We start from the raw sequence: 18,425 nt of genomic DNA on the forward strand, positions 1-18,425 counted from the left end.
GGAGCGATGAACCATCGTTCGCGCATGCTTGCCATAACTTTGAGCATCTTTGGTGCGCGGAACGCCCCCGTAGCTCCTCTCGTGCCCCCTTTCACCCCGCCGGGCGCAGCCGCTCCGCGGGCAGGGTCAGGGTGATGCTCGCTGCGGGGTCGATGCTCTTGGCGACCTCCCCGACGGCGCCGTCCACCGTGGGCGCGATGGTCACCTGCGTGCGCGTGACCTCCTGGATGCGCACCCGCACGGGGTCGCCGACGCCGTCGGCCGGGTCGAGCAGCCAGTCCTCGGCGAGCGCACGCAAGCCGATCGTGTCGAGGACAGCCTCAGCCTCGTGCAGTTCCATGGGCTCGCCCCGGCGTCGGTGGAGGAGGTCGTGCGGCACGAAGAGGTCACCGACCATCTCGATGTAGCCGACGTGCTCGCCGTCGTCGGAGCGCAGGTGGTCGAAGATGGCGGACATGGGGCCAGAATAGCCGCGGGGATTGAACGTCCGAGGGGAGCCGTTCGCGTCACAACGTGCGCGTCACCCGGGGTACGCCGTCCTCGTTCCACCGGAACAGGGTCAGGTGCCACAGCCCGGGGGCCGTGCGGGACGGGTCGATCAGCCCGTGCGCGCCGGCCTCCTCCAGGCGGCGGCGGACCGGCTGTAAGCCGGGTTCTGCGCGCCCGCCTCACTCCCCCAGCGGCCGCATGGCCTCCTCGACGCGCTCGGGGCTCATGTGCACCTCGGGGGTGAGCAGCAGGCTGGGCTCGTTGGGGTCGAGGCACTCGCGCCAGTAGGCGGCGTGGCGCTCGTCGAGCCAGTGGGTGGAGTCGCTGAGCTCGGCGCCGTCCTCGCCCTGGAGGGTGTACCACCACAGGTACAGGGCGTCCCCGACGGTCTCGAAGAAGATCGTCTCCACGTACATCCGCTCGGGCTCCAGGGTCTCGCGGAACGCCTTGGGGTTCTCCCGCAGGAACGCGATCCACTCGCGGGCGCGCTCCTCCTTGCCGGCGCGGACGCGGAGCCTCTCCATTTCGATCCTCATGGGCCGTCAGCCTACGGATCCTCCCGACGACGGCGGCGGGCCGCGGCCGTCTCCCCGGGATGAAGGACTCCCGCACCGGCCGCGCTCATCGGAGGCGACGAGACCAGAACGGATCCGAGGACCAGCCCACCGGAACGCCCATCCCGTGGAGGTTCATCTCGGGCCTGTCATGCAGGAGCTCGTACAGGCGGTCGGCCCAGCGGCTGCGCGGCGAGACCGTGCCCAGAAGGGACTGGAGCGAGACGAGCACCGGGTACAGACGCTGGCGGGACGCCTCGGGAACGGCCTCGGCACCGGAGAGCCACGAGATGGCGGGTGACTTGGGGATCATGGGGGTCACGCCGAGGCCCACATTCCAGAGGCGGCCGTGGTGGGCGCAGATGTTCCGCACGCGCACGTAGACCTGCAGCCACGAGGTGAGCACCGTGTCGGTCGACCCCACGCTGGCCGCCACCGCCACACGATCTGAGCGACGCGCGAGGTTGCGGTACAGGCCCGCCAGCTGCCCGATGGTCAGGGACTCCACCATGAGCCAGGACGGGGGCAGTTCCGGCTTCCGATAGGTCATCAGGTAGTGCTCCAGCGCCGAGGGGTGGTGGATCCGGTCATGACCGGACTCGGCCAACCCCAGCAGCCGGCTCCGTACCAGACGGCGGACGATGTCGAGGAGGTCAGCGTGCCGCTGTCGGTCGCGGAAGTGCACGGCGTCGATGTACCGGTGGGCGTCGTCATAGGTCGTGGACATGTGGTCGGTCAGGGCTGCGCGGACCGCGACTTCCACACGCTCGAGGGCGTCGAGGCAATGAAGCCGCAGCTTGCGATCGAAGACGTACAGGTCCAGGACGTCGTCGAACTCGGCACCGGGGGCGAAGGTGTGAGTGGATCGCTCCGCCTGGAAGGGGATCGTGTAGGGGGAGAGCCGGTAGTACCCGAGGTGCCGCAGGTATCGGAGAGCGCGGTCCCGGTCCGGAACCACGAGCCCCCGGCTCTCAAGCTGCTCGAGCATCCGCTCGTGGGAGAGCGGAGGCTTTGCGAAGGTCTCTGACCCCCGTGCCCGCATGGTCCGTCCCACTTCACCCTCCCGTTCCGGCACAAAGCGGCGCCAGGCAAAGAAAAATCCCCCAAGTGCGCATCATGGAGAGGCGTGGGGGATGTAGTGGGTTCAGTGTAGCACCTGAGAACTCCGTGTCGCTGCCAGGCCGATGGAACGGTCTGGGCAGATCGCGGCGCCCTCACTGCGCCAGGATCCAGCGGTCCTCGGGGCCGAAGACATGGAGATCGTCGCATGCGAAGCCGCGCAGCCACGGAACGCGGTCCACCACGCGCAGGTACAGGCCGCGGTGCACGCCGGACTCGTCGCCGAGGGACGGGCTGAGCACCTGCGCGGAGCCATCGGGCGCGCGGCCGTGCCGAAGCACGGAGTCCGGCGCGTTCGCCTGGTCCAAGGTGGCCAGGCGCAGCAGCGGGGCGACGGCGGGCGGGCACTCCCGCAGGCCCGCCGCCGCGACGGCCCGCCGCAGCTCGGGGAGGGTGCCACCGTCGGGCAGGTGGAGCTCGGCGAGCGTGCGCTCGACGACGCTCACCCGATCGGGGACCGCGGCGCACACCCGCGCGTCCGCGATCAGGCGCTCAGCGGACTCGTTCATCGCGACCCCCGCCGCGCGCAGGCGGGCGAGGAGGTCGGCCGGCCCCTCAGGTGCGAGGTCGAGCGTGAGGGAGTCCCCGGGGAGCAGACGCGTCATGGGGCCATCCTGCCTCGACAGAAAACCGGCTGTCAGCCGGGTTCTGTGCGGGTCAGGTGCGGGATTCCCCCGCAAACGGAGAGAGGAGATGCTCCAGGGACTCGGCCAGTGCCGCCTGCAGCGTGGTGTCACCCGACCAGCAGTCCCACGGGAAGTCGGAGTCCACCACGTCCCCGTCCACCACGACGTCGACCATGCCGCCGCCGCTGAGCCGCACCTCCAGTGAGGAGCCGGAGCCCGAACCCAACGTGCCACGAGAGCAGGCCCAGCCGTCGATGGGAACCGCCGCGGACAGCCCATGGCCAGGCCAGGCGTCAACCAGTGCCGCGTCGAGCATGCGGCACGCCCACCTCTGACGGCCGGCACGCCGACGCGCACGCGCCTGACGCCACGCCCGGAGCCCACGGATCATGGCTCCCATCCTATCCGGTCTACTCACGGGCGGAGTCGGCCGCTCTGAGACGTCATCGGCGTCCCGACCGTCCCTCCGGCGGGCCGGGCTTCACGCCTCGTCGGGCGCCCGGTCCTCCGCGTCGGCGATGACATCCTCCAGAGCCTGCAGGTGGGGTTCGGCGTCGTCCCCGGCGCCCAGGTCGGCCAGCGCGAGGCGGAGGGCCTCGAGCAGCTCGCCAGCCTTTGCGTCCGCGGCGGCGGAACTCCAGCTCTCCCGCCAGGGCTCCTGAGTGGCGTCCTGCTGCTGGAGGAAGATGAGCCGCTCGACGTCGTCGGCCGGGATCTTGAGTTCCTCACCCCACGCCTGCATGGTCTCCACGTACGTGGCGTACTTGCGGGGGTAGGTCCAGCCATCGCCGATCCGGACGTCGACGTCCTTCGCGTGCTCGGCGAACCAGGCGCGCACAACCGAGTCGAGGACGGGGGCGATGTCGGACTCCCGGTGGGCCTTGGTGAGGAAGGAGAGGTACTTGGTGCCGAAGGCCGCGCCGAGGTGCTCGAGGCAGCCGACCCCGCTCTTGCGCTGCTGCCGGACATGCTCGAAGGCCGCGGGCCCGCCCTGCTCGAGGGTGATGCGGGTGACGTCGGCGAGCTGCTCCTCGAACCCGGGCTGCGCCATGATGCGCTCCACCCGGGAGGGGCCGTAGCCGACCCGTCCGTATCCCCACACCATCGCGGCGATGAAGGCGTCCCGCTGCACGGCGCGGTCCTCGGCGGTCACCTTCGCGGCGTAGCCGGTGACGACGGCGCGGGTCAGCGGCTCGCACTCGAGGCAGGCGGGCAGGTCGGGCACGGGAGGCATGTGCCTTCAGTTCCGGCCCGGTCCGCCGCTCCCCTCCGCGATGGCGGTCAGACGGTCCACGTGGGCGGCCCAGCGGTCGGCGTCCCACGGGGGCAGGTTGTTCCCCGGGGCGCGCAGGCCGGCCTGCCCGTCGATCTGCTCCCGCAGGATGTCCGCGTGGCCGGCGTGCCGGGCCTCGTCCAGGGCGACGTGCGCGATGATCTGCGCGAGCGTGACCTCCGCCTTGTCGTCGGGCCACCACGCCACCCGCCCGGGGGCGTCGGCGCCGAGGGCCGTGATGGTCGCGTCCGCGTGGGCGAAGCAGCGGCGGGCGAACTCGAGGACGTCCTCGAGGGACTCACCCTCGGCGGCGAACATGTCCACGTTGTCCTCCTCCGGCTGCCCCGCCGCCGCCCAGGGCAGCTGCACCTCGGCGGGGCGGCCGAACGTCTCGCCGAAGTACTCCAGCTCGATGACGGCGGCGTGCTTGACCAGTCCCAGCAGGTTGGTGCCGGTGGGAGTGCGCGGCAGGCGGGCGTCGCGCTCGCTGAGGCCCTCGAGCTTCTGCAGGAGGGCCGCGCGCTGGCGGCGCAGCCCGTCGTGGAGGATCTGCTTGTGGTCCATGAGGTGATCCTGCCCCAGAGCAATCAGGCCGCGAACCCCCGCACGAGCTCAGCCACCCGCTCCGGCGCCTCCAGGTGCACGTCGTGCCCCGCACCGGGCACCTGCACGTGCCGCACATCCGGGCGCCGACGCCGCATCTCGTCCAGCTCTCCGGCGGGCACGTACCCGTTCTCCCCGCTGATCAGCAGGGTTGGCGCGCCGATCTGCCCCCATTCCTCCCACCGGGGCCGCTCGTGGACGGGCCACAGGGCGGTCTCCAGCACGTCGACGTCGAAGCGTGGCACCCAGCCGGCGTCCGTTTCCTCGAGCCCCTCGCGTCCGTGGCGTACGCGGTCCTTCGGCAGGACTGGGCCTCCGGCACGACGACGCCGGTCCCCGCCGACGTCGACGTCCCGGGTGGAGCGCGGGGATGGCGCGGTTGCGGGCGGCCCCGCCCCTGACTGGCCGTTGCGCACCGCGCGCCTGACGCTGCGCCCGCACCGGGAGGACGGCCCCGGCTGGCCCTGCCGGATCGGTGTCCCTGGTGGGGGAGAACGCGGGCATGCCCGTGGGGGACGTGATCCTGTGGCTGACGGACCGCGAGTCATCCCGCGGGCCTCACCTCGTGTGTTCGCCTGACCATAGCCGGGGCACTACATACGGCACTGAGGCTGGTCAACCCTGTAGACCGCCCCCGTCAACCACGCCGGCCCGCACGCGCGGCGAACTCGTCCAGACAGGCGAGCACCTCGGTGGCCAGCCACACCCGGTTCCGACGCTGGCTGGAGACCGGCTGCAGCGCACCGGCCTCGACAAGCTGGTCCACGGCCCGCTGGGCGGCCGGGCGCGAGACACCCAGCGCCTGGGCCAGATGGTCCACGGTCACGGCAGGCTGCGCGATGATCACCGCGAGCGCCCGCCAGACCGCCGCGTCCCGCCGGGCAGTGAGCCGCTCGCGCCAGCCGGTCAGGGCCTCGTCCAGGTCCGCGACGAGCTCTCGGCCGTTGTCGACGGCGGCCAGGGCGGCCTGCGCGAAGCGGCGCACGATGGGCGCGGGGTCGCCGTCGCGGTAGGCGGTGAGGGCGTCGAAGTATCCGGCCGTGTCCGTGAGGAGTCCCGCGGAGAGGGGCACCCCCATACGGGTGATCGCGCCGGCCCGGTGCAACACGGCGTGCACGAGGACGCGCCCGGTGCGGCCGTTGCCGTCCGCGAACGGGTGGATGGTCTCGAACTGGGCGTGCGCGATGGCGGCCTGCACGAGGGCGGGTACGTCCGTGCGTCGCAGATAGGCGAAGAGATCGTCCATCCCGGCACGCAGGCGCTCCGGGTGGGGCGGGACGAACTGCGCCGTGTGCGGCGTGGGCGCCCCTCCCCCGATCCACCCCTGCGCATCGCGGTAGGCGCCCGGCCGGGCATGCTCCTGACCGTCCATGAGGGCACGATGGGCGGCCAGCAGGGCGGGCTCGTCGAGGTCGGCGGCCAGCCGGGAAGCAGCGCCCATGGCCCTCACGTTCGCCGCCACGAGCGCTGCGTTCGGGCGGGTGCGTTCGCCGAGAGTCGCCAGGGCGAGGGCTCGCGCGCCCGCGGTGATGTGCTCGATCTGCGAGGAGGACGCGGACTCAGTGCGCAGGAGCACCGCGTCGATCGGGGCGATCTCTCCAGTGAGCCCCGGGAGGGCGTGGCTGATCTCAGCATCGAAGCGCACGACGGCGGCCGTCGCCTCCTCGACCTCGGTGGCCAGATCGGAGGGCAGGTCGAACCCGAGTCGGGCGATACGGGCTGGGAGCGCGGCTCGATACGGGCCCGACGCGCGCACGCGAGCGCGGCGGGTGAGGACGCCGGCGTCGTCGGGGTCCGCGGTCCAGGGGCGCTGCTCCCACCCGACGACCCACGGGGTCGGGCGCAGATCGTTGCTCATGCCACAACCTTACGCAACGTTATGTCTAGAGCGTTGCGTACTTCTGGGCGTCGTGAGATGGAAAGCCGTCAGCCCCGGGCCCGATGCTCCGAGGCGAGCATCGCGTCAGTGACGCCGTCCACCCAGCCGCGGGTGCGGTGCAGTGACGCCTCCTTGAAGGTGCCCTCGTGGCGCAGGCCGACCTTCTCCATCACGCGCGGGATGGGCGCGTTGTCCGCGAAGGCGTGAGCCTCCACGGGTCGGACGCCGAGGCCCGCGAAGGCGAGGTCCAGCAGGGCACAGGCCAGCTCGGTGGCGTGGCCCCGGCCGGCGTGGGCCGTTGCTATGGTCCAGCCGATCTCGGCCTGCGCGTCCCGGGCTTCCTCGCGCGGCGCGCCGCGAGGTCGAGGAGGGGCGTGGCCATGGGGTCACGGCAGCGGGCGGCGGTGACGTCCCTCCCCTACTCTCGGCCCCATGGACGTCACCTTCGCTCCGCTCGACCCGGCAGGCGCCGACCGGGACGCGCTCGTCGCCCTGCTCACCGAGAACGCGTGGCCGTTCCACACGCGCCCGCGCGTCAGCCGGCCGGAGGCGGAGAAGGCCGTCGATGGCGGCGCCTGGGAGGATGAGGACCACCGCACCTTCTGGATCGAGCATCCCGAGCACGGCCGCGTCGGCGTGGTGCGCCTGGAGGACCTCACGGACCCCACCCCCTTGTTCGACCTGCGCGTGGCGGAGCGGTTCCGCGGGCGCGGGCTCGGCGCGCAGATCCTCACCGCGCTCACCCGGCACGTCTTCGAGACGATGCCCGCGGTGGACCGCTTCGACGGCCGGACCCGCGAGGACAACGTCCCCATGCTGCGCACCTTCCGCCGGGCCGGCTGGGTCAAGGAGGCGCACTACCGGCGCGGCTGGCCCGTGGACGGCGGCGAGCCGCTCGCGTCCGTGGCCTACGCAACGTTGCGCCAGGACTGGGCGTCCGGCACGACGACGCCGGTCCCCGCCGACGTCGACGCCCCGCCTCCGGCGGGGCGCAAGGAGGGCGCGGCTGCGGGCGGCCGCGCCCCTGACTGGCCGTTGCCCACCGCGCGGCTGACGCTGCGGCCGCACCGGGAGGACGACTTCGGCTGGTTGCAGGAGATGTACACGCAGCCCGAGGTGGTGCGCCACCTGCTGGACGAGCCCTGGGACGAGGCGACCGCGCGGGCGAAGCTGGCCAAGCGGATCACGTGGGACGGCCTCGGCGGCCCGTCCGGGGCGGTGTCCCTGGTGGTGGAGCACGCGGGCGTCCCCGTGGGTGACGTGATCCTGTGGCTGACGGACCGCGAGCGCGGTGTCGCGGAGATCGGCTGGGCACTGGATCCGCGGCATGCCGGTCAAAGCTTCGCCCGGGAGGCCGCGGCTGCGCTGCTGGACCTGGGGTTCGAGACGTCTGGCCTGCACCGGGTGGTGGCACAGATGGATGCCCGCAACACGGCGTCCGCCCGACTGGCCGAGACGCTCGGGATGCGTCGAGAGGCACACCACCGGCAGGACCTGTGGAGCAAGGGCGAGTGGACGGGCACCCTCGTCTACGCGATGCTCGCGAGCGACCGGGGGGTGAGGGGCCATCTATGACGACAAAGGCAACGTCAGCTCCGGAAGAACAGCCTAGGGCCCCGTGGCGAAAGAGAAATCCCCCACCTGCGCATCGTGGAGAGGCGTGGGGGATGCGGTGATGTGAACGTTCGCATCCATGCGCACCGAGGTCGGCGTGTCGGGCGCAATCCGTGCCGCCGAACGGACTTCTACGCTCACCCCATGTAGCTCGACACCGTGAGGGGGTGGACTCGCGAGGCTCACCAGGTGTGCGGACCGAGGTCCTCGAGGATCTCCAGGTCGAGAAGCCACTCGTCAGGGCGGGGAGTCTCGGGGAGCACCGGCTCGTAGGCGCCGACGTAGACGACCTCCCCCATACTGAGGCCGGTGGCCTCCTCCGGCTCAAGGATCGTCAGATCAGCGTGGCCGGGGACGCGGTCGATCTCGGCGAGCCGCCCCGAGGGCCACACCTCGTGTGCCGCCCTCACCACGGCCCGCACACGACGCAACGGGATCGACCCGGCGGGGCTGCCGTCGTCGTGATGGGTGACGATCCAGCCTGCAGATGCCAGGGGCCCAGCCTGACTCACTCCCCGGGAGGGCAGCAGGATCAGCTCGTGGACTTCCCCCACGGCGATCGGGTCACCGCAGCATTCCTGCTCCCAGTCCGAGAGCGAGGCGCGGCCGACGGCGCCGACGGTGATGTCCATCATCGGAGTGTAGGGGCGGGGCCTCACCCGAGGGCGCGTGGGGCGTCTTCACCGGTGATGCTGGGGATTGGACTTGAGGCCAGACGAGTGAAGGCCCGGACAACTCACCCTCACCGCGTACATAGGTTCGACGCCATGACGCGAACGGGAGCCTTCACCATCGCGGGACTGGCCGCCTTCGCCATCTCCACCGGCATCCTGGTTCTCCTGCTGATCACGGGCTCGGAGACGCCTCGGGAGACGATGGCCTTCTTCGCCCTGATCATCGGCTGCTACGCACTGTCCGCGCTCTGCTTCGCTGCGGCGAAACGCGTTCTGCTGGCGCTGCTGTCCGGCGCGCTGGCTGTCGTCAGCTTCCCGCTCGCCCTGTTCATCGGGTACGTCGTGGAGATGCTTCAGAGCCAGCAGTGACACCGCCCGGGGCACGCGTCACCCGGGGCGCTCCACCCTCGTTCCAGCGGGACAGGGTGAGGTGCCACAGCCCGGGGACCGTGCGAGACGGGTCGCCTCCACGCGCGCCAATGTGCCCCTGTACGAGCGGCTCGGGTTCCGCGAGACCGGGCCCGTCACCGCCTACGGCACCGAGGACCTCACCGGCATGTGGTGGAAGGCCTGACCACGCCCACCCGGCGCGTGGCCGCCGCGTGGATACCCGCGGCCCGGGAGTGACGTCATGGACCTCGGATCGTGCTGATACCGGATCTCGTGACGTGACACCGGGTATCGTGAGCCACGCCACTACGCTGTGCCTCCACCGATAAAGGAGCAACCCCTCCATGCCGACCCTGCGAACCGTCCCCCTCTCCGCCGCCACGCGGGAGGATCACCTCGCCCGCCTCCGGGCCACCAGCCCGGAGGACCCCCTCGACATCCTGATCGTGGGCGGCGGCTCCACCGGCGTGGGCGCCGCGTTCGACGCAGCCACCCGCGGCCTCGACGTGGGCATCGTCGAGGCCCGCGACTGGGCCTCCGGGACCTCGTCCCGCTCCTCCCGCCTCATGCACGGTGGCCTGCGCTACCTCGAGATGCTGGACGTCAAGCTGGTGTACGAGGCGCTGCGTGAGCGCGACCTGCTGCTCACCCAGACCGCGCCCCACCTGGTGCGCCCCCTGCGCTTCGTCTTCCCGTTCTTCCACAAGGTGATCGACCGCGGCTTCATCGGCGCCGGCGTCACCATGTACGACGCCATGCAGTCGCTCGGCCGCCGCCGCGCGATGGGCGCGCACCGCCATCTCAGCCGCCGCTCCATGGCCGCGACCTTCCCCTCCCTCGACGACGAGAAGATCGTCGGCGCGGTGGAGTACGCCGACGCCCAGTTCGACGACGCCCGCCTGGCCATGATGCTCGTGCGCTCCGCCGTGGACCACGGCGCCGTGGCCGCCAACTACACCGCCGTCACCGACTACCTGCGCGGCGACGACGGCCGTGTGCAGGGCGTGCGTGTCCGCGAGGAGACCTCCGGCGAGGAGTTCGACGTGCACGCGCGCGCCGTCATCCTGGCCGGGGGCGTGTGGACCCAGGAGCAGCAGGAGCTGGCCGAGGCCGACGGCGGCCTCGAGGTGCTCGCCTCCAAGGGCGCCCACATCACCGTCCCGCGCGACCGCATCCGCGCCGACGCCGCCACCGGCGTGATCACCAAGACGGAGAAGTCCGTGCTGTTCCTCATCCCGTGGGACGAGTACTGGGTGATCGGCACCACGGACACCCCGTGGGCGGAGGACGTGGCCCATCCGGCCACCACCGCGGACGACATCGACTACATCCTCGAGCACGCCAACGCTGTGCTGAAGGAGGACCTCACGCGTGACGACGTGATCGCCACGTACGCCGGCCTGCGCCCGCTCCTGCAGCCGGTCACCGGATCCGACGGCGGCTCCACCAAGATCTCCCGTGAGCACACCGTCACCGAGGTGGCCCCCGGCCTCACCGCCGTGGCCGGCGGCAAGTGGACCACGTACCGGGCCATGGCCGAGGACGTCGTGGACTTCGTGGTGCGCGAGACCCACCCGACCCGTCCCAGCCTCACCGAGCGCATCCCCGTGCTCGGCGGCCTCGGCTACTCGGAGATCGAGGCGGAGGCGGACCGCATCGCCGCCGACTACGGCCTGGACGAGGCCCGCGTGGACCGGCTCCTGTTCCGCTACGGCACCGTGCTGCGCCACGTGCTCGACCTGATCGACGCCGACCGGTCCCTGAGCGTCCCTCTCGCCGAGGCGCCGCGCTACCTGCGCGCCGAGATCGTCCACGCCGCCCGGGCCGAGGGCGTCGTCCACCTGGACGACGTCATCGAGCGCCGCACGCGCCTGTCCACCGAGGTCCGCGACCGTGGCGTCGCGGCGGCCGAGGAGATCGCGTCCCTCGTGGCCCCCGAGCTGGGCTGGGACGCTGAGCGCATCGCCGGTGAGATCCGCGCGTACAAGGACCTCGTCGCCGCACGCCTCCGCGGCGAGACCGCCCACGACGACGTCACCGCCGCCGCCGCGCTCGTAGCCGCCGACGCCGCCCCCATCCACTGAGAGGAGCCCGTCCATGGGCACGATCTTCCTGTATGAGATCGCCGGCACGGCGATCCTCCTCCTGCTCGGCGTCGGCGTCGTCGCCAACGTCGTCCTCACGAAGACCAAGGGCAACGGCGGAGGCTGGCTGCTCATCAACTTCGGCTGGGGGCTGGGCGTCTTCGCGGGCGTCTACGTCGCTGCCGCGACCGGTGCGCACCTGAACCCCGCCGTGACCGTCGGCCTGCTCGTCAGCGGCGCCGAGGAGTACGCCCCCGGCATCGCCGTGACCCTCGGCGCCACGCTCGCGTACTTCGCGCGCAGCTGATCGGCGCCTTCCTCGGCGCGGCCCTGGCCTGGCTGGCCTACCGCGACCACTACCAGGCGGAGACGGACCAGGGCGCGATCCTGGGCACCTTCGCCACAGGCCCCGAGATCCGCAACCCGCTGTGGAACATGGTCACCGAGCTGATCGCCACGTTCGTCCTGGTGTTCGTGGTCCTGCTCTTCGGCTCCACCCCCTCCGGGCTCGGCCCGCTCGCGGTGGCCCTGCTCGTCGTCGCGATCGGCGCGAGCCTGGGCGGCCCCACGGGGTACGCCATCAACCCGGCGCGCGACCTGGGCCCCCGCCTGTTCCACGCCGTCGCGCCGATCCGGCACAAGGGCGGCTCGGACTGGGGCTACGCCTGGGTGCCGATCGTCGGCCCGCTCGTCGGCGCCGTCCTGGCGGGCCTCGCCGCGCCGCTGTTCGTCTGAGCAGCCCGTTCATCTGAGCGGTCTGCCCGTCCAACCCCGGCGGGCACGTTCCCCTGCGGGAACGCGCCCGCCACCCCCACACCCCCGTGACCACCTCCGAAGGAGTAGGACATGACCACCCCCCGCTACGTGATGGCCATCGACCAGGGCACCACGTCCACGCGCGCGATCCTCTTCGACCACAGTGGGGCCATCGTGTCCACTGGTCAGCGCGAACACGAGCAGATCTTCCCGCGCGCCGGCTGGGTGGAGCACGACCCAGTGGAGATCTGGACGAACACCCGCGAGGTCGTCGGCGAGGCCCTGGCCCGCGCCGAGGTGACCCGACACGACGTCGCCGCCGTAGGCATCACGAACCAGCGTGAGACCACCGTGGTGTGGGACCGCAACACCGGCAAGCCGGTGTACAACGCCATCGTGTGGCAGGACACCCGCACCGACCGCCTCTGCGAGCGCCTGGCCGGCGACGTCGGCGCGGACCGCTACAAGGAGCGCGTCGGGCTGCCCCTGGCCACGTACTTCTCCGGCCCCAAGGTGGCCTGGATTCTGGAGAACGTGGACGGTGCCCGGGAGGCCGCCGAGAACGGCGACCTCATCTTCGGCACCACGGACTCGTGGCTCGTGTGGAATCTCACCGGCGGCGGCGAGGGCGGCCGGCACGTCACCGACGTCACCAACGCCTCCCGCACCATGCTGATGAACCTGGACACCCTCGACTGGAACGAGGAGATCTGCGCGGACATGGGCATCCCGATGTCCATGCTTCCGGAGATCGTCAGCTCCTCCGCCGAGGTGGGCACCGTATCCGGCCAGCAGCTGCTGCGCGAGACGCCGATCACCGGCATCCTGGGCGACCAGCACGCGGCGACCTTCGGCCAGGCGTGCTTCGAGGTCGGCCAGGCCAAGAACACGTACGGCACCGGCAACTTCATGCTGATCAACACCGGCGAGGAGCCGGTGCAGTCGGACAACGGCCTGCTCACCACGGTGGCGTACCGCATTGGCGACCAGAAGCCGGTGTACGCGCTGGAGGGCTCGATCGCCGTCACCGGCTCGCTGATCCAGTGGCTGCGGGACAACCTCGGGATGATCGGCAGCGCCCCGGAGGTCGAGACCCTGGCCGCCGGCGTGGAGGACAACGGCGGCGTGTACTTCGTCCCCGCGTTCTCCGGCCTCTTCGCCCCGCACTGGGACGCCGCGGCCCGCGGCGCCATGGTGGGCATGACCCGTTACGTCAACAAGGGGCACATCGCCCGCGCGGCGCTCGAGGCCACCGCCTTCCAGAGCCGCGAGGTCCTGGACGCCATGAACGCGGACTCCGGCGTGGACCTCACCGAACTGAAGGTCGACGGTGGCATGGTCGCCAACGAGCTGCTCATGCAGTTCCAGGCGGACCTGCTGCGCGTGCCCGTCGTGCGCCCCAAGGTCGTCGAGACCACCGCTCTCGGCGCCGCCTACGCCGCAGGCCTGGCGGTGGGGTTCTGGGCGTCCCAGGACGAGCTCGTGGCCAACTGGGAAGAGGACAAGCGCTGGGAGCCCACCATGGACGAGGAGGAGGCTGAGCGCGCCCTGCGGCTGTGGAAGAAGGCCGTGGAACGCTCCCGCGACTGGGTCGACGAGGACGTCGAGTCGGCCCAGGGCTGAGCCGTCCGATCCATAGGCCGGTCCGGCCGGCCCCGTGCGTCCCGTGCGCCCGGGCCGGTCCGGGCCGAGGCGGCCCCCGAGCAGTTTGGCGTGACAGTCCTCCTGATCCTTGCGCGGTCGGGCGAGGTGCTGTTCGACCTCACGGATCGCGCGGCGATCAGTCCCCTGCCCTCCAGGCGCGAGGTGCCCGGCTGCTCCGACGTCGACCTGTCCTCACCCAGGGTGCCCTCTTCCGCGCGGCTCCCGCCCAAGGCGGCGGTGGCCAGTTCGCCGAAGTAGTCCGCATCCACGTCTCGGCCGTCCTTGATGGCGCTCCGATGTGGAATCTCCTCGGAGATGTTCTCCACGGCCGCGTTGTTCGCCGGGGCCACCACCATTTCGAAGCCGACCACCTCGGGCCAGAGTTTGCGCACCCGTCGTCGCGCCCTGCCCTCGCCGGTCCACTCATGGGTGCGTTCGGTGAAGGCGTCGAGTGGGTTCTCACACGCCGACAATCGGCGTGCTCGTTCGACGACGTTGGACGCCAGGATGTCCCGGAGCATGGTCGTCTTGCCGGTTCCGGGTGGGCCGTTCACACCCATCAGACCTGGGCCGCGCGACGACATCAATGCGGGCGGCTTGCAGATGCCCCGTGTGCTCGTGGGCAGTCATATTCGAGGAACTCAGCGCTGGCCGCAGTGCCTGGATGGCGCACTTGTCCTCCTCTCCGAGTCTCAGCGCAGTTGAGTCCCGCATAGTGGTGTAGCGCCCGGTGGTCGGGCACGTCGTCTCAGACGTGGACGCGGCCACCGTGTGATCCTTCGAGTGAACCTCTCACAGCACCCTCGAATGGAGTCATCACGATGACCGCTCCTCATATTCTCGACCCTGCCGGCCTGCTGAGCGAAGCCCTGTCCGAAGCGTCCCCGGACATGATGCGCCACTTGCTGCAGACCATGATCAACACCCTGCTCTCCGCCGATGCAGACGCGGTGGTCGGCGCCGAATGGGGCAAGCCCACCCCGACACGGTCCGCCCAGCGCAACGGGTACCGGCACCGGGACCTGGACACCCGGGTCGGCACGGTCGATGTAGCCATCCCGAAGCTGCGCTCTGGGACGTACTTCCCGGAGTGGCTGCTGGAACGCCGAAAGAGAGCGGAGTCGGCGCTGATCACCGTGGTGGCGGACTGCTACTTGGCCGGGGTGAGTACCCGGCGGATGGACAAGCTGGTCAAGACCCTGGGGATCAATGCCCTCTCCAAGTCCCAGGTCTCCAGGATGGCCGCGGACCTGGATGAACACGTGGAGTCCTTCCGCCACCGGCCCCTGGATGAGGCCGGTCCGTTCACGTTCGTGGCCGCGGACGCGCTGACGATGAAGGTCCGCGAGGGCGGGCGGGTGGTCAACGCGGTGGTGCTGCTGGCTACCGGGGTCAACGGTGACGGCCACCGCGAGGTCCTGGGGATGCGCGTGGCGACCAGTGAGACCGGTGCGGCGTGGAACGAGTTCTTCGCTGACCTCGTGGCCCGGGGCCTGGCCGGGGTCCGCCTGGTCACCAGTGACGCCCATGCCGGGCTCAAGGACGCCATCGCCGCCAACCTGCCCGGCGCCACCTGGCAGCGGTGCCGGACCCACTACGCGGCGAACCTGATGGGCATCACCCCGAAGTCCATGTGGCCGGCGGTGAAGGCCATGCTCCACTCGGTCTACGACCAGCCCGACGCCACGGCGGTGAACGCGCAGTTCGATCGGCTGCTGGACTACGTAAGCGAGAAGCTCCCGGCGGTGGCCGAGCACCTCGGTGATGCCCGGGCGGACATCCTGGCCTTCACGACGTTCCCGAAGGACGTCTGGACGCAGATCTGGTCGAACAACCCGGCCGAGCGGCTCAACCGGGAGATCCGCCGCCGCACCGACGCGGTGGGCATCTTCCCCAACCGGGCGGCCATCGTCAGGCTGGTCGGGGCGGTGCTGGCCGAGCAGACCGACGAATGGGCCGAAGGGCGCCGCTACCTCGGCCTCGAGGTCCTCGCCCGCTGCCGCCTCACCCCCGTCGAGGACACCGGAAGCGAGGTGGGCACCGACACCGACACTGCCCTCGAGCTCAGCGCCTGACAACCCCAACGAAGGATCCAACCGCTACACCACCACAAGGGGCTTGACCCTCAGCGCGGGCATTCCATCCCCCCGTCTGCCCTTCGCTCTCTCCCCCCGGACAACGACGTCCGTTCAGTTCCGGTTCAGTCCGAACCGGCGCGTCATCAGAGCCTCCTTGTAGTGCTTCTCCGCGGCGTCGATCTGGGCCTGCGGGGTATTGGAGCCGAACACGCGCAACAGGCTGAACGTGTACCGCTCCGGCTGGGCGGGGTCGAGCTCCAGGGCATCCCGGAGGGCGACGTTCCCGCCATGCCCGTCACGGGCGTAGGCCTCCCACCGCCCGAGCACACCACGCTCGCCGTCGGCCTTGCCGACATAACACTGGCCCGCGGTCTCGTCGGCGATCAGGTAGATCCCGCGTACGGCCTCCAGGGCGGTGCGCCAGCCTGCGTAGCGAGTCTCGGTCACCATTGACTGCAGGTCCCCGTAGCTGAGCAGCACGTGGTCGAAGCCGGGGAACGCCTCGGTGGTGGGGTCGGCGATCTCGAGGACGGGGAACCGCGCCGCCAGGGGGCCGCGCTTGGCCCAGTTCACGGGGTCTGCGGACCACTCCACCACCAGGCGCTCCTCGAGGGAGGCCAGCAGCGGCACCGGCGCAACGTCGTAGTACCGGTGCCGCTCCGTGCGCTCAGCCACGGCCTCCCCGCGGTTCTCGTACACGGCGGTGAGGCGAGAGCGACGCCCGCCCTCCCCCATGAAGATCAGCCAGTGGCGGGCGGGCTCCTTCGGGAACTTCCCCACGTGGTGCTGCTCCCGCGTGTAAGCCAGCACGCGCTCCGGCGTGGCTGCCGCCCGCGACGGCAGCCCCGACTCCTTGTAGGTGTGGCGGATGGCCAGGACGTCGTGCGGGTCGAGGCTGGCGGCCGCTAGGACGGCCCCGAGGGTGAGGACGAAGGGCTGGGGAACCGGATCAGAGTGCGGCATAGGACCTCATTCTGCTCATGGGACGGATCCACATCGACAGATTGACACTTCAGACTCACAGTCGACCACCAAGGGGGGCTCTCAAGAGCGGCAGTGTCAGTCTCCCGCCCCTCTGGCCGACACCAGTCGGTACCGGGTGTCCTTGTGGCCCTGACCGCCGGTCATCTCCACCAGCCCGTCGAGCAGCGGCTGGCGGAGCGCGTAGCGGATCTGCCGCGCGGTCAGCATGGTGGCCTCCTCCAGGTCGCGGATGCCCACCGCCTCCCCCGCGGCCAGGGCACCGAGGACGCGCCCCTCGTGGCGGGTGGGCGCGGAGCTGGGCGGCACGGCCGACGACGGTGTCCCGGCCTTCGCCCCGGGCGTCACCTCCGCGGGGGACGTCGTCGCGACCTCCACGGCAGGCTCCCGCCGACTCGGCCGAGCCCCCTCGGGCCGCGGCCGCCAGAGCAGAGCCTTGAACTGGACGCCCGTGTCGATGAGCTGAGGCCGGTCCAGCCCCCACTGCCGAGCGGACCGGAACACCTCGTGGATGCCGCCGCCCTCGCCCTCGATGACGGAGGCGCCGTCCGGCGTCGTGAGCTTCTTGGCGATCTGGTACAGCCGCTGATTGACGGCGGCCTGGGCGTGTTCGTCACTTTCGAGCTGGGTGAGTGACACTCCGCGGAGGCCGCCCGGGCTCTGGATGAACAGGGCCCGGTCCGTGAGCCGCACCTGGATGGCCTTGCCCGCGCCGAGGGTGTCGGGGCCGAGGTCGCGGTGCACGAGGGCGTTGCCGAGGAGTTCACGGACGGCGGCGAGCGGGAGCTCGGGGCGGCGCTCGAGCTGACCGTCGGGGCGGTACACGTGCTCGGTCCCGAGGTTCTGGCGCACCCAGGCCATCACCTCGTCGAGCAGCACGGGGACGGGGCCGGTGAAGTCCGTGAGGTTGCGGCTGCGCGCCTGCCCCTCTCCCCCGCGCACCTGGACGGCGGCGGTGACGGTGAGCCCCGGATAGCGGCCCTGCGGGTAGTCGCCGAGGGCGTAGAGGCCGGCCAGGGTGGGCTCCCCGGCGGCGGTGAGGACGTTGGTCTGGCGGAGGATCTCCTGGTGCGTGCGGTCACGGAGGCGGCGGTCCCGCTCGCGCACGGCCGCCACGTAGTCGGTCACGAGCTCGGGGACCAGGTCCTCCTCGCTCATCCCGGTGACGGGCTTGACGTCGTAGTCCACGCGCTCGTCGGCGTGAAGCTTGGCGACCTCCAGCATGCGCAGCTCGTGCGCGTGCATCACGTAGTCGCCGTCGGACTGGCGGAGATAGGCCTGCCCTCGCACCGTTGCGGGCCGGTCCGTGAGGCGCAGGGGCACCACGTGGGCGACGAGCACGTCCTTCCCGTCCAGGCGGAAGACCTGGGGCAGGAGGGTCGGACTGGGCGTGACGGCCTCGCGCGCCTGGGCCACGAGCCCCGCCTCCAGCACGGCGACGTCGGGCACGCCCACCACGCGGAACTCGCCGTGCGCCTCGTCGACGCCGCAGACGACGGTTCCACCGGCGGGCATGTTGGCGAAGGCGCAAAGCGTCTCCGGCATGGAAGGGACGCCGCCCGTCGCCCGCTTGACCTCGACCGAGGTGGTGTCGCCACGGCGCGCGCGGAGGGCTTCGAGGGTGGCCGTCAGATCATCAGAGGACCAGTTCACAGTGACAA

The 18,425-nt window shown here is 71.2% G+C and carries 18 protein-coding genes and 2 pseudogenes; 7 read left to right on the forward strand and 13 right to left on the reverse strand.

The window, feature by feature from the left end:
• Nucleotides 1-91: 91 nt before the first annotated feature.
• The 10 genes and pseudogenes from AAG742_RS11910 to AAG742_RS11955 all read right to left on the reverse strand — a co-directional run.
• Nucleotides 92-457 (reverse strand): serine/threonine protein phosphatase, encoded by a 366-nt coding sequence (locus AAG742_RS11910; RefSeq protein WP_248118572.1) that lies wholly within the window; start codon nucleotides 455-457, stop codon nucleotides 92-94.
• Nucleotides 458-668: 211 nt separating this feature from the next.
• Complete coding sequence (locus AAG742_RS11915; RefSeq protein ID WP_248118575.1) at nucleotides 669-1,025, reverse strand: DUF6176 family protein; 357 nt, start codon at nucleotides 1,023-1,025, stop codon at nucleotides 669-671.
• Nucleotides 1,026-1,110: 85 nt separating this feature from the next.
• Nucleotides 1,111-2,031: an Abi family protein gene (locus AAG742_RS11920; protein WP_248118577.1), complete on the reverse strand. Its 921-nt coding sequence runs from the start codon at nucleotides 2,029-2,031 to the stop codon at nucleotides 1,111-1,113.
• A gap of 226 nt (nucleotides 2,032-2,257) precedes the next feature.
• Nucleotides 2,258-2,767 carry a hypothetical protein gene (locus AAG742_RS11925; RefSeq protein WP_248118579.1) on the reverse strand — a complete coding sequence of 170 codons (510 nt, stop codon included), beginning with the start codon at nucleotides 2,765-2,767 and terminating at the stop codon, nucleotides 2,258-2,260.
• A 52-nt stretch (nucleotides 2,768-2,819) separates the two neighbouring features.
• A complete protein-coding gene (locus AAG742_RS11930) occupies nucleotides 2,820-3,179 on the reverse strand; it encodes a hypothetical protein (protein ID WP_343282163.1) in 360 nt (119 codons plus the stop codon).
• A gap of 90 nt (nucleotides 3,180-3,269) precedes the next feature.
• Nucleotides 3,270-4,022: a hypothetical protein gene (locus tag AAG742_RS11935; protein WP_248118584.1), complete on the reverse strand. Its 753-nt coding sequence runs from the start codon at nucleotides 4,020-4,022 to the stop codon at nucleotides 3,270-3,272.
• A gap of 6 nt (nucleotides 4,023-4,028) precedes the next feature.
• Entirely contained in the window at nucleotides 4,029-4,625 is a 597-nt protein-coding gene (locus AAG742_RS11940) for a DinB family protein (RefSeq protein ID WP_248118592.1), read from the reverse strand.
• Nucleotides 4,626-4,648: 23 nt separating this feature from the next.
• Nucleotides 4,649-5,212 (reverse strand): alpha/beta hydrolase, encoded by a 564-nt coding sequence (locus AAG742_RS11945; protein ID WP_298714769.1) that lies wholly within the window; start codon nucleotides 5,210-5,212, stop codon nucleotides 4,649-4,651.
• 89 nt (nucleotides 5,213-5,301) lie between these two features.
• Nucleotides 5,302-6,522 carry a Fic family protein gene (locus AAG742_RS11950; protein ID WP_343282164.1) on the reverse strand — a complete coding sequence of 407 codons (1,221 nt, stop codon included), beginning with the start codon at nucleotides 6,520-6,522 and terminating at the stop codon, nucleotides 5,302-5,304.
• Nucleotides 6,523-6,590: 68 nt separating this feature from the next.
• Nucleotides 6,591-6,866, reverse strand: a pseudogene (locus tag AAG742_RS11955) (GNAT family protein); the annotation flags it as partial.
• A gap of 109 nt (nucleotides 6,867-6,975) precedes the next feature.
• On the opposite strand from AAG742_RS11955, the gene AAG742_RS11960 reads away from it, so the two are divergent.
• Nucleotides 6,976-8,118 (forward strand): GNAT family N-acetyltransferase, encoded by a 1,143-nt coding sequence (locus AAG742_RS11960; RefSeq protein ID WP_343282165.1) that lies wholly within the window; start codon nucleotides 6,976-6,978, stop codon nucleotides 8,116-8,118.
• Nucleotides 8,119-8,339: 221 nt separating this feature from the next.
• Here the strand turns inward: AAG742_RS11960 and AAG742_RS11965 are convergent, their stop codons facing one another.
• Nucleotides 8,340-8,789 carry a hypothetical protein gene (locus AAG742_RS11965; protein ID WP_298712104.1) on the reverse strand — a complete coding sequence of 150 codons (450 nt, stop codon included), beginning with the start codon at nucleotides 8,787-8,789 and terminating at the stop codon, nucleotides 8,340-8,342.
• Between the two features lie 135 nt (nucleotides 8,790-8,924).
• Here AAG742_RS11965 and AAG742_RS11970 point away from each other — a divergent pair, with 135 nt between their 5' ends.
• The 6 genes and pseudogenes from AAG742_RS11970 to AAG742_RS11995 all read left to right on the forward strand — a co-directional run bounded on the left by AAG742_RS11970 (nucleotide 8,925) and on the right by AAG742_RS11995 (nucleotide 15,780).
• Nucleotides 8,925-9,200, forward strand: a complete 276-nt coding sequence (locus AAG742_RS11970) for a hypothetical protein (RefSeq protein ID WP_095353548.1) — start codon at nucleotides 8,925-8,927, stop codon at nucleotides 9,198-9,200.
• 61 nt (nucleotides 9,201-9,261) lie between these two features.
• Entirely contained in the window at nucleotides 9,262-9,405 is a 144-nt protein-coding gene (locus AAG742_RS11975) for a hypothetical protein (RefSeq protein ID WP_248116808.1), read from the forward strand.
• Nucleotides 9,406-9,565: 160 nt separating this feature from the next.
• Nucleotides 9,566-11,305, forward strand: coding sequence for a glycerol-3-phosphate dehydrogenase/oxidase (locus tag AAG742_RS11980; RefSeq protein WP_298712101.1), 1,740 nt, complete (start codon nucleotides 9,566-9,568; stop codon nucleotides 11,303-11,305).
• A gap of 13 nt (nucleotides 11,306-11,318) precedes the next feature.
• Nucleotides 11,319-12,040 (forward strand): annotated as a pseudogene (locus AAG742_RS11985) (MIP/aquaporin family protein).
• 111 nt (nucleotides 12,041-12,151) lie between these two features.
• Nucleotides 12,152-13,684 carry a glycerol kinase GlpK gene (gene glpK / locus AAG742_RS11990; RefSeq protein ID WP_248116802.1) on the forward strand — a complete coding sequence of 511 codons (1,533 nt, stop codon included), beginning with the start codon at nucleotides 12,152-12,154 and terminating at the stop codon, nucleotides 13,682-13,684.
• A gap of 842 nt (nucleotides 13,685-14,526) precedes the next feature.
• Entirely contained in the window at nucleotides 14,527-15,780 is a 1,254-nt protein-coding gene (locus AAG742_RS11995; protein WP_044658653.1) for an IS256 family transposase, read from the forward strand.
• Between the two features lie 114 nt (nucleotides 15,781-15,894).
• On the opposite strand, the gene AAG742_RS12000 is transcribed toward AAG742_RS11995, so the two are convergent.
• The gene (locus AAG742_RS12000; protein ID WP_298712097.1) at nucleotides 15,895-16,746 is read right to left on the reverse strand and encodes a GIY-YIG nuclease family protein; all 852 of its coding nucleotides are present in this window, start codon (nucleotides 16,744-16,746) and stop codon (nucleotides 15,895-15,897) included.
• A gap of 96 nt (nucleotides 16,747-16,842) precedes the next feature.
• Nucleotides 16,843-18,417 (reverse strand): ATP-binding protein, encoded by a 1,575-nt coding sequence (locus tag AAG742_RS12005; protein WP_298712094.1) that lies wholly within the window; start codon nucleotides 18,415-18,417, stop codon nucleotides 16,843-16,845.
• Nucleotides 18,418-18,425: the final 8 nt, after the last annotated feature.

This window comes from Micrococcus sp. 2A (assembly GCF_039519235.1).
Taxonomy (GTDB): domain Bacteria; phylum Actinomycetota; class Actinomycetes; order Actinomycetales; family Micrococcaceae; genus Micrococcus.

Bases quoted from the DNA above. Each gene is read 5' to 3' on its own strand.
- AAG742_RS11910 (WP_248118572.1), bottom strand. From the start codon at position 457: ATGTCCGCCATCTTCGACCACCTGCGCTCCGACGACGGCGAGCACGTC.
- AAG742_RS11915 (WP_248118575.1), bottom strand. From the start codon at position 1,025: ATGAGGATCGAAATGGAGAGGCTCCGCGTCCGCGCCGGCAAGGAGGAG.
- AAG742_RS11920 (WP_248118577.1), bottom strand. From the start codon at position 2,031: ATGCTCGAGCAGCTTGAGAGCCGGGGGCTCGTGGTTCCGGACCGGGAC.
- AAG742_RS11925 (WP_248118579.1), bottom strand. From the start codon at position 2,767: ATGACGCGTCTGCTCCCCGGGGACTCCCTCACGCTCGACCTCGCACCT.
- AAG742_RS11930 (WP_343282163.1), bottom strand. From the start codon at position 3,179: ATGATCCGTGGGCTCCGGGCGTGGCGTCAGGCGCGTGCGCGTCGGCGT.
- AAG742_RS11935 (WP_248118584.1), bottom strand. From the start codon at position 4,022: ATGCCTCCCGTGCCCGACCTGCCCGCCTGCCTCGAGTGCGAGCCGCTG.
- AAG742_RS11940 (WP_248118592.1), bottom strand. From the start codon at position 4,625: ATGGACCACAAGCAGATCCTCCACGACGGGCTGCGCCGCCAGCGCGCG.
- AAG742_RS11945 (WP_298714769.1), bottom strand. From the start codon at position 5,212: ATGACTCGCGGTCCGTCAGCCACAGGATCACGTCCCCCACGGGCATGC.
- AAG742_RS11950 (WP_343282164.1), bottom strand. From the start codon at position 6,522: ATGAGCAACGATCTGCGCCCGACCCCGTGGGTCGTCGGGTGGGAGCAG.
- AAG742_RS11960 (WP_343282165.1), top strand. From the start codon at position 6,976: ATGGACGTCACCTTCGCTCCGCTCGACCCGGCAGGCGCCGACCGGGAC.
- AAG742_RS11965 (WP_298712104.1), bottom strand. From the start codon at position 8,789: ATGGACATCACCGTCGGCGCCGTCGGCCGCGCCTCGCTCTCGGACTGG.
- AAG742_RS11970 (WP_095353548.1), top strand. From the start codon at position 8,925: ATGACGCGAACGGGAGCCTTCACCATCGCGGGACTGGCCGCCTTCGCC.
- AAG742_RS11980 (WP_298712101.1), top strand. From the start codon at position 9,566: ATGCCGACCCTGCGAACCGTCCCCCTCTCCGCCGCCACGCGGGAGGAT.
- glpK (WP_248116802.1), top strand. From the start codon at position 12,152: ATGACCACCCCCCGCTACGTGATGGCCATCGACCAGGGCACCACGTCC.
- AAG742_RS11995 (WP_044658653.1), top strand. From the start codon at position 14,527: ATGACCGCTCCTCATATTCTCGACCCTGCCGGCCTGCTGAGCGAAGCC.
- AAG742_RS12000 (WP_298712097.1), bottom strand. From the start codon at position 16,746: ATGCCGCACTCTGATCCGGTTCCCCAGCCCTTCGTCCTCACCCTCGGG.